Source organism: Chamaesiphon sp. VAR_69_metabat_338 (genome assembly GCF_031423935.1).
GTDB lineage: Bacteria > Cyanobacteriota > Cyanobacteriia > Cyanobacteriales > Chamaesiphonaceae > Chamaesiphon.
In genome coordinates, this window is the sequence record NZ_JANPGM010000571.1 from 1 (window position 1) to 2,658 (window position 2,658).

Genomic DNA, 2,658 nt, shown 5'->3' on the forward strand with positions numbered 1-2,658 from the left:
CTTGACCAAAACGCACGCTGGGGAAACCTCAGCGCGATTTTGGTCGCTTTATGAATTGCCCCGACCCGAAGATCGCCTCTACACTACGGCTGGAGGATTTAGGAGATTAGTCGTCCTCAGTTAGTGGTTCAAACTCAGAGACTTCCGGCGACTCGATCGAAAGTGAATCTCCCGAGTCTCCTGAATCTAGCGAATCTGCTGAATCGACTGCTGGTGCATCTTCTTCATTGGCAGCTTCGGACAACATACTAGTGACTGTAACTAGATCGATTTGTTGGCGGTAGTAGTCTACACTCTTGACTTGAACTTCGACGCGATCGCCCAGTCGGTATGAAGTGCGGTTTTTGCGACCGACCAGACAAGCATAACGAGGGCGAAATTCGTACCAGTCATCTTTGAGCGAACTGACATGTACCAAACCTTCGACCAGGGAGTCTTCGATCTCTACAAAGAAGCCATAGGATTGCACCCCAGTAATTAAGCCCTGAAAAATCTCGCCGGTGCGAGCTTTCATTTTTTCGGCTTTTTGGAGTCCAGCTAAATCGTTTTCAGCATCTTGAGCGATCTTGGTACGATCGTTGAGATGGGCGATCGATCCGGCGATTTGAGCTTCTAAGTCTTGCTGGACTGTGGGCGTGAGCACATTCCAGGTAATCTGGCCGTGACAGCTACTGCTACCCAGATCGACGATTTCCTTGGCGCGGGAGGTTTTGCGATCGCGTCCGTTGGCAAATACCTCATGGAGGACGCGCTGGATCGCAATATCGGGATAGCGTTGTAGAGGTGAGACTGCATGGGTGTAGCCATTCTCGATCGCCAGTCCGAAATGCGTACCTGGTTTCGTGCTGTAGACCGTGGTTTTGAGCAGGGATTTGAATAGGTAATTGAGGACTTGGGGGACTGGAGACTCTGGAAACTGGAGGCTCAACCGTTGCAAATCAGCAACGCTGACTTCGGTTTCGACTTCACCTTCAAAATTTAATCCCAGATTGATCGCTAGCTTGATCGTATCGTTGACTTCAACGAGTTCGGGATTGTGCTGGACGGCATAAATCCCTGGAACTTGCAGAGCTTGGAGATGGACGGCGATCGCGTAATTGGCCATCACCATTACATCTGTAAGTAACGACTGCGGATCGTCGAGGAAAATTACGCCCAACCTGCCTTCGTCAGCGAATGGAGCTTGCTTCTGGATCAAATCGACTTCCAATCCGCCTCGGGAACGTCGCTGCGCTCTAAAAGCTGGGGCAATCGTGTTCCAGATCGGTTTGATGATTTCGATCGCTTGGGGGTCGATTTGGGCGGGTTCGCCAGCGAGTGTGGCGGCGATTTGGGTGGGGTCGAGCAACCAATCTAACTGAATGCGACTCGGCTGGATCTTAAACTCAATCAGTTCGCCGCGATCGTTGAGCGAGAGAAACACTGAAATAGCCAACCGTTCGGCTCCAGGTATAAATCCACAAGCTTGGTGAACGGCATCTGGTAGCAGCGGAATAGTATTTTCGCCCAAATAGACAGCCGTACCGCGTTTTTTTGCTTCGCGATCGAGTCTATCGTCAGCCACTAGATATGTTGCAATATCCGCGATATGTACGCCCAATCGCCAGATTTCACCATCTAATTGCTCGATCGTCAGCGCACTATCGATCGGTGCTGACTGCGCGCTGACGGCAATTGTCGGTAGGTGCCGCAGATCGATGCGCGAACCGGCGATCGGATCTTTAACTCCTTTGGTAATCTTCGCAGCAGCGGCTTCGACTGCGGGTGAAAATGTTTGATGCAAATCGTGCTTGCAAGTCACAATGTCGATATCGGCTGCCGATTCTGCCGTCGTACCCAGCACTCTAGCCACGCGACCGATCGGCAAATCTTGACCGATGGCATGACGCAACACATCCACATGGACTAAATGATCCAAGATCTCATCGAGATCGATCTGCTCGTGCCCGTTACCATTGGGCTGATGCCCGTTAGTCGTCACTTCCAGCTCGAATAACAATCGATCGTCCAGCGGAATCGCCCGATAGTCACCCGTTTCTAGCTTTTTGACTTTAGCCAATACCGAAGGATTCGCCCGCTCTAAAATCAACTTGACTGCGCCTTCTGGACTGCGCCGTCGGGTGCCTTCCTTGATGACTTCAATTAAGACGCGATCGCCATTCCAAGCATTACTGAGATGACTTTCACGGATATAAATATCATCCGCGCTTTCTTGGTCTTGAATTGCAAAACAAAACCCCTTACTCGAACAACGTAACTTGGCTTCCACCACCCGATCGGTCAGTTCGCGGCGGAATTTCCCCTTTTCCTTAATCAAAATCCCGATTTTTTCTAGTAAATCTAAAGCTAGATCCAATTGTTCGATACTCGCTGGGGTCTCGCAACCTAACTTCTTTTCTAGTAATTTTGGGGCAACTAACTTCTCAGGACTAACATGCGATAGCAGCGTGGCGATCGAAAATTCCATATAGTTTAATTTACCTCCACCCAAGAACATATTCATTTATTCAGTTTGTAGCCTTGCTAACTTATGGCACGGTATGCGAGGTCACTCTTTATCACAATTTTAGCAACACCAATCGACTCACCAGCAACAAGGGTTGGTTAACGCATCGGATCTGCCGGAGCACCAGAAGATCGTCTACTTCGACTCGATCG

1 protein-coding gene is annotated in these 2,658 nt (G+C 49.8%); it reads right to left on the reverse strand.

Features of this window, described 5'->3' with window-relative positions:
- Positions 1–106: 106 nt before the first annotated feature.
- A complete protein-coding gene (locus RMO84_RS15680) occupies positions 107–2,467 on the reverse strand; it encodes a ribonuclease R family protein (RefSeq protein WP_396135873.1) in 2,361 nt (786 codons plus the stop codon).
- Positions 2,468–2,658 lie beyond the last annotated feature (191 nt).

What these genes read in the sequence shown, in the direction of transcription:
- RMO84_RS15680 (WP_396135873.1), bottom strand. Translation starts at nt 2,467, where the DNA reads ATGGAATTTTCGATCGCCACGCTGCTATCGCATGTTAGTCCTGAGAAG.